The 6,803-nt window shown below is 39.4% G+C and carries 5 protein-coding genes; 4 read left to right on the top strand and 1 reads right to left on the bottom strand.

Features of this window, described 5'->3' with window-relative positions:
• From Q7P05_RS00855 to trmFO, 3 genes are all read left to right on the top strand, one after another.
• Window positions 1-573 (top strand): DNA-processing protein DprA (locus tag Q7P05_RS00855; RefSeq protein WP_303930077.1); only part of this gene is annotated, 573 nt, incomplete at its 5' end.
• Window positions 563-2,932, top strand: a complete 2,370-nt coding sequence (gene topA / locus Q7P05_RS00860) for a type I DNA topoisomerase (RefSeq protein ID WP_303930078.1) — start codon at window positions 563-565, stop codon at window positions 2,930-2,932. The genes Q7P05_RS00855 and topA, both read left to right, overlap by 11 nt.
• Window positions 2,925-4,241, top strand: coding sequence for a methylenetetrahydrofolate--tRNA-(uracil(54)-C(5))-methyltransferase (FADH(2)-oxidizing) TrmFO (gene trmFO / locus Q7P05_RS00865; protein ID WP_295867833.1), 1,317 nt, complete (start codon window positions 2,925-2,927; stop codon window positions 4,239-4,241). Before topA ends, trmFO begins: the two co-directional genes overlap by 8 nt.
• Window positions 4,242-4,377: 136 nt before the next feature.
• On the opposite strand, the gene lgt is transcribed toward trmFO, so the two are convergent.
• Window positions 4,378-5,202, bottom strand: coding sequence for a prolipoprotein diacylglyceryl transferase (lgt, locus tag Q7P05_RS00870; protein WP_105089221.1), 825 nt, complete (start codon window positions 5,200-5,202; stop codon window positions 4,378-4,380).
• A gap of 153 nt (window positions 5,203-5,355) precedes the next feature.
• Here lgt and Q7P05_RS00875 point away from each other — a divergent pair.
• Window positions 5,356-6,803, top strand: a 1,448-nt coding sequence (locus tag Q7P05_RS00875) for a glycosyl hydrolase family 18 protein (protein WP_303930079.1), incomplete at its 3' end; no start/stop codon positions are given.

Genomic DNA, 6,803 nt, shown 5'->3' on the forward strand with positions numbered 1-6,803 from the left:
GTGACCTACGATGACAAATTAATCTTCCCTGCTACGGTAGCCAAGTCTAGTAGTGGATCCTTGATTACGGCTGATATGGCGGTCAGTGAAGGGCGCGACGTATTTGTAGTACCGTGTAACCTATTAGATCATACAGCGGATGGTAATAAGTTCCTTATGAGAAACGGGGCTTATGTATTGACTGGATATGAGGATATAGTGGAACAGTATCATTTAACATTGCGGGATTTTTTCGCTACAGAAGAGAAACTTTCACCGGCAAAAAAGAAACTTTCAGCGTCAAAGAAAGAGGAACATAGTCATGTAAAAGAGGGGGATTTATCGAGTAATACATGTAAGGGTGTTGATAGTCATGGGCCGTCTATGTTAAGCTTTAGTTTGGATAAGAGTTTAATCTTGAGTGAAATACCTCATGATCGATGTATTACTGTTAGTGATATTTTGAAAGTAACTCACATTCCATTGCAACAATTGCAGCCCTTATTGCTAGAGTTAGAGCTAGAAGGGGCTATAGAGCATCAACCGCCGAGAGGCTATATTAATATGACTAGGAGTGATATACTTGTCCATTAAACGATCTATCGTTATTGGCGAGCCAAAAGCAGCTAGTACTAGTAAAGAAACAAAAAAGAAAAGTACTACAAAAGAGAGTACTACGATAAAACGTAAGGTTGCCAAAGAGGCTCTTACTCCTATGGGGATTGTACGGGACAAGTCTGTGTTACAAACCTCTGTGCCACCTGAGCAACGTGAACCTCGCGTATATAATCCAGATGGCAAAGTATTGGTTATCGTAGAATCTCCTGCTAAATCTAAAACAATTGAAAAATTCTTAGGTCCAAACTATGTGGTAAAAGCAAGTATGGGCCACTTACGAGATTTGCCTAAATCTCAAATGGGTATCGATATTGAGCATGGCTTTACACCGCGCTATAGCAATCTAGTAACTCGTAAAAAGGTTATAGATGAACTCGTTTCCTATGCCGATGAAAGTAGTGCCGTATTGCTCGCAACTGACCCTGACCGCGAAGGGGAAGCCATTTCATGGCATTTAGCGTACATTCTTAATGTAGATCCTACGTCTACATGCCGTATTACATTTAACGAGATTACTAAAAATGCCGTTGCAGAGGCTTTAGAATCTCCACGTACCATCGATATGAACATGGTAGATGCTCAACAAGCACGCCGTGTGTTAGACCGTATCGTAGGTTATAAATTGAGTCCATTATTATGGAAAAAGGTTTGTAAGGGCCTTAGTGCAGGTCGTGTACAGTCCGTTGCTGTTCGTCTCATCTGTGAACGCGAACGAGAAATTCAAGCCTTTGTGCCACAAGAATATTGGACTATTGAAGGCAATTTTGAAACGCCTAAAAAAGAGGCTTTCAAAGCCGAATTAACTCATATTAAAGGTGAGAAAATCGATATTACTACTGAAAAAGATGCACAAGCCGTTGTCGATGCCATAGGCGGTGCCGATGCAGTAGTAACGAATGTAGAAAAACGTAAGCGCTCCCGTAAGGCCGCACCACCATTTACAACATCTACGTTGCAACAGGATGGTGTTCGTAAGTTGAACTTTGGTGCAAAGCGTACCATGATGATTGCTCAACATTTGTATGAAGGTTTAGAAATCGGCTCCTATGGTCATGTAGGTTTGATTACTTATATGCGTACAGACTCTACGCGTATTTCTAAAGAGATGCAAGCCATGGCTAAGGATTATATTCTTCGTAACTATGGTGAAGATTATTATCCATCTAAACCTAATATGTACGGTACAAAAGGTTCAGCTCAAGATGCCCATGAAGCGATTCGTCCTACATCATTAGAGTTAACACCAAAATTGGTAGAACCATTCTTGAGCCGTGATGAGCTTAAATTATATACGTTGATTTGGAATCGTTTTATGGCGAGCCAAATGGCACCACAACAAAATGAATCCACTACCATTGAGTTAACTGTTCATGACGATTACACATTTAAAGCGACAGGCTCTCGTGTAATCTTCCCAGGTTTTAGTGCTGTTTATGAAGATGCTAAAAAAGAGGATGTTCCTCAATTGCCAGCACTTAAAAAGAATGATGCTGCTCATACTGTACAGGTATTGCCTGAACAACATTTCACGCAACCACCTCCACGTTATTCCGAAGCGAGTCTTATCAAAACATTGGAAGAGCTCGGTATTGGTCGTCCAAGTACTTACGCTCCAATTCTTGATACAATCGTAAGCCGTAACTATGTAGAAAATACTAATAAACAATTCGTTCCTACAGAGCTAGGCTTTGTCGTGGTAGATTTCTTGATAGCGTACTTTGAAAAAATCATCAATACAAGCTTTACTCGCGATCTTGAAGAAGAACTTGATGCTATTGCATCAGGTAAGGATACGTATCTAAAGGTATTGTCTGATTTCTATGAAGTATTCGCTAAAGAGCTAGAGGATGCGAGCGATGTGGATCGCATCGAAATTGCATCTATGGAAAGTGATGAAACGTGCGAACTCTGTCATAGCCCAATGGTATATAAATTTGGTCGCTATGGTAAGTTCCTTGCATGTTCTAACTTCCCAGAATGTAAAAATACTAAACCTATTACGGTAGGGACAGGTGTAACTTGCCCTAAATGTAAAGAAGGAGAAATCGTAGAACGTAAGTCTCGTCGAGGGCGTTTGTTCTATGGTTGTAACCGTTATCCACAATGTGATTTCACATTATGGGATAAACCAACCCATGAATTCTGTGATACTTGTGGTTCTATTATGGTTGAGAAGACATATAAAAATGGGACGACTAAGAAATTCTGTTCTAATGAAACGTGTCCAACTCGACCTCCAAAGAAAACTAGAAAGAAAAAGAGCGAAGCTAGTGAAGAAACTGTAAAGGAATCTAAAAAGTCTAGCAAAGCTAACGAGGAAACAACAGTTGAATAATAAAAATGTTATTGTTATTGGTGCAGGTTTAGCTGGTTCTGAGGCGGCTTGGCAACTCGCTAACCGTGGCATTCATGTTGACTTATATGAAATGCGCCCCGTTAAAAGTTCCCCTGCACATCAAACAGATCAATTTGCAGAGCTCGTATGTAGTAATTCCTTACGAGCTGGCAATATTGAAAATGCAGTAGGTCTTTTGAAAGAAGAGATGCGTCGTTTAGGCTCCATTATTATGGAATGTGCTGATGCTACTGCTGTACCTGCTGGAGGTGCCTTAGCCGTTGATCGTCATCTATTTAGTGAAATGGTGACTGAAAAGGTAAAAGGCCATCCTAATATTACAGTTCATCACGAAGAGGTAACCGAGATTCCTGCTGAAGGTACTGTTATTTTCGCTTCTGGTCCCCTTACATCTGAAGCATTAGGGGATAAGATTAAAGAATTAACTGGTGAAACAGGCTTTTACTTCTACGATGCAGCAGCACCTATTGTAACGGCAGAATCTTTGAATTATGATAAAGTATTTGCCGCTTCTCGTTATGATAAGGGCGATGCAGATTATCTTAACTGTCCTATGACAGAGGAAGAATACAAAGCATTCTGGCATGAGCTTACAACAGCTGAAGCAGTACAACCAAAGGATTTTGAAAAAGAAATCTATTTTGAAGGCTGCATGCCTGTAGAAATTATGGCCAGCCGTGGTGAAGATACTTTGCGCTATGGACCATTAAAACCAGTAGGTTTGGTGGATAAGCGTACCAATGAGGAATCTTATGCAGTTGTTCAATTGCGTAAAGAAAATAAGGAAGGCACTATGTTTAACTTGGTAGGCTTCCAAACTCACTTAAAGTGGGGCGAGCAAAAACGTGTATTTGGTATGATTCCAGGCCTTGAAAACGCAGAATTCGTTCGTTATGGTGTTATGCATCGTAATACGTATATCAACTCCCCTGAGTTGTTGAACCATGCATTCCAACTAAAAAAAGAACCGCGTTTATTCTTTGCGGGCCAAATGACAGGTGTAGAAGGGTATTTAGAATCTGCTGCTAGTGGTCTTATGGTTGGTTTACAAGTGGATCGTTATTTAGACGACCGTTCATTTATTGACTTCCCTAAAACTACAGCTATCGGTTCTCTTAGCCATTATGTTTCTAACTATGAAGGGTCTAACTTCCAACCTATGAATGTCAACTTTGGCATTATGGACCCATGGCCTCAAAAAATACGCAAGAAAAAAGAGAAAAATGCACTCATTGCTAATCGTGCATTAGAAGATCTAGATGCTTTAAAGGCAAAAGAAAATTTATAAACTTTGGCCATATAAAATAAATTGCTCAATACTATATGTGTTTTTAGACTTATAAAGAAAAATCCTTCATTCAATGGGACACCCATGAATGAAGGATTTTTTCTTATTCATAATATATGTTTCTTATTATTTGTTATTATTTACGTTTTTTTGTTTTAGGCGCTGTTTCTGTAGTTTCAAGTACAGGTTGGTTTTTCTTTTCTAAGTAGCCTAAATAAATGAATAAGCAAATACCTACAATGATGACAATAAGACTAGTCATCTGAGCTGATTTTAAGCCTAATGTTAAGTCTACATAGTCACCGCGTAAGAATTCAAGGAAGAATCTAGCTGTAGAGTAGAGAATCGCATATAGTACGAATACTTGCCCTTTAGCATGTTTAAAGGAGCTAAATAATAGAAGAGCTACAAAGATAAGAATATCGATTTGACCTTCCCAGATTTCGGCAGGCCATAATGGTTGATTGCCGTAAGTGCGATGTGCTAACGTGCTTTCAGGATAGAGAATACCAAAGTTACCACCTGTAGGATGACCAAAGGCATCGCCATTTAAGAGGTTTGCCATACGCCCTACAGATTGAGCCAAGATTAAGGCAGGGGCAAATAAATCTGCAAAGGCCCAGAAGTCGATATTGTTTTTACGTAAGTACCAGTAACCAGCAATGGTGCCTAATACAACGCCACCTTGGATGGCCATACCACCTTGCCATACAAAGGGAATTTCTAATAAATGATTGCCATAATAGTGCCAATCAAAGAAGAATACGTCCCATAATCTAGCCCCGATGAGACCCGCTACGGCAACAGTAATGGAAAAGTCGATGATATGTTCATGCCATCCTCGACCATCTTTTTTTAATAAAACATAGGCAACAGAGGCACCACAGATGATAGCTAAGGCTAACATGGCACCATAAGCCCTGATAGGGAAGTCACCTATAAAAAATAGATATTGATGCATATAAAACTCCTTATGTAATAACTTGTATTGTATAAGGTAAATTATAAATTACATGTACTCTTCATGCAACAACTGAGAGGAATTCTATATAATATGGTATAATATAGAGATTGAAATTATATCCCCTTTAGGGGACTAGAGTTAGGAGAGTTCATGATTCGCAAATCTACAATTTTAAAATCTTTAACAGCTTTGGTGATGTCTGCATTATCTAGTACAGCTGTACAAGCAGAAGTATTAGTGCCGCTCGATCAATTCTTGGCGAATACTACGCGTCATTACGAAGCTAATCAATATAAAACATCCTATACGGTATATGTACCTCAAACAGTATTACAAGGGAATACTATCGTTTTAGACCCTGCTGCTGTTGGGGAACCCGTAAAATTGCCCACAACTAGCAAAAATGGTACGACCTATGTCGACATTGAGTCTGATCCAGCTATGCTCGGTGTGAGCTATACAAAAACGAATGGACAATTAACATTAGGTCCTGCTCCACAAGCTTCTACGGTAAAAGCTCCGTATACAATGCAAACTCCATTGTCTTGGGCCTTTGATCCATGGCCAACACAGGGAACTCCATATCAAGCAAAACTCAATGCTAGCGGGGATAATATCATTTCTCCAAGCTGGTTTAAATTGCATAGCCTGGGCCTCGAAGCAAGTCCTAATGTAAGTATTGATTATGTTAACGATTATAAGAGTAAAGGTTATCACGTATGGCCTTTGATTACGAATAGATTCGACCCTGGCTTTACTAGTGGTATCTTAGCAGATCAATCTGTATGGAAAAAATATGCTCATAACCTCGTGCAATATGCTTATATTTACGGCTTTGATGGTTATAACTTTGACTTTGAAAATATTGATTATGCCGACCGTGATCGTTTAACAGCGTTTGTAGCGTATTTATCTAACCATTTACATCAATACAATATTAAAACATCCATTGATGTAACAGGTTATTCTGATAGCCCAGAATGGTCTTTAGTATATAACCGTGGCGCCTTTGCTAATTCCGTAGATTATGTAGTTCTCATGGCTTATGACGAAACATGGGCTAAGAGTACCACAGCAGGTCCTGTAGCAAGTTATCCATGGGTTCGCAATCATACAGAAAAAATGCTTTCTGAAGTGCCATCCCAAAAACTAGTACTTGGTGTGCCATTCTATATGCGCTTGTGGCATGATACAAATGGCTATGCTAAGGGCGAAACATTGGCTATGAAAAATACAGGTAGTTACTTTGCAAACTACAAGGATAAAATGACATGGGATGATAGATTAAAACTTTATTATTTATCTATCCCAACTGGTTCTGGTTCCGATCGTATTTGGTTTGAAGATAATACGTCTTTAGGTTTGAAACTAGACCTTGTAAAAGAGTTACAACTTGGTGGTTTTGCTGCATGGCGTAAAGGCTTTGAAGATGAATCTACTATTGCTATGATTCAAGGCAAAGACTTAGGCCGCGGTATTCCTAAATCTCCTACAGCGGTTGTTCCTGAACCAGTAGTAGAAGAAACTAAACCATTAACTAAGGTTGAACACAGTTTCTTGATTTATTTCTTCGGTCGCTGTGGTATCTCGCACGCACC

Origin of the sequence: Veillonella dispar (assembly GCF_937975875.1) — a bacterium.
Lineage (GTDB): Bacteria > Bacillota > Negativicutes > Veillonellales > Veillonellaceae > Veillonella > Veillonella dispar_B.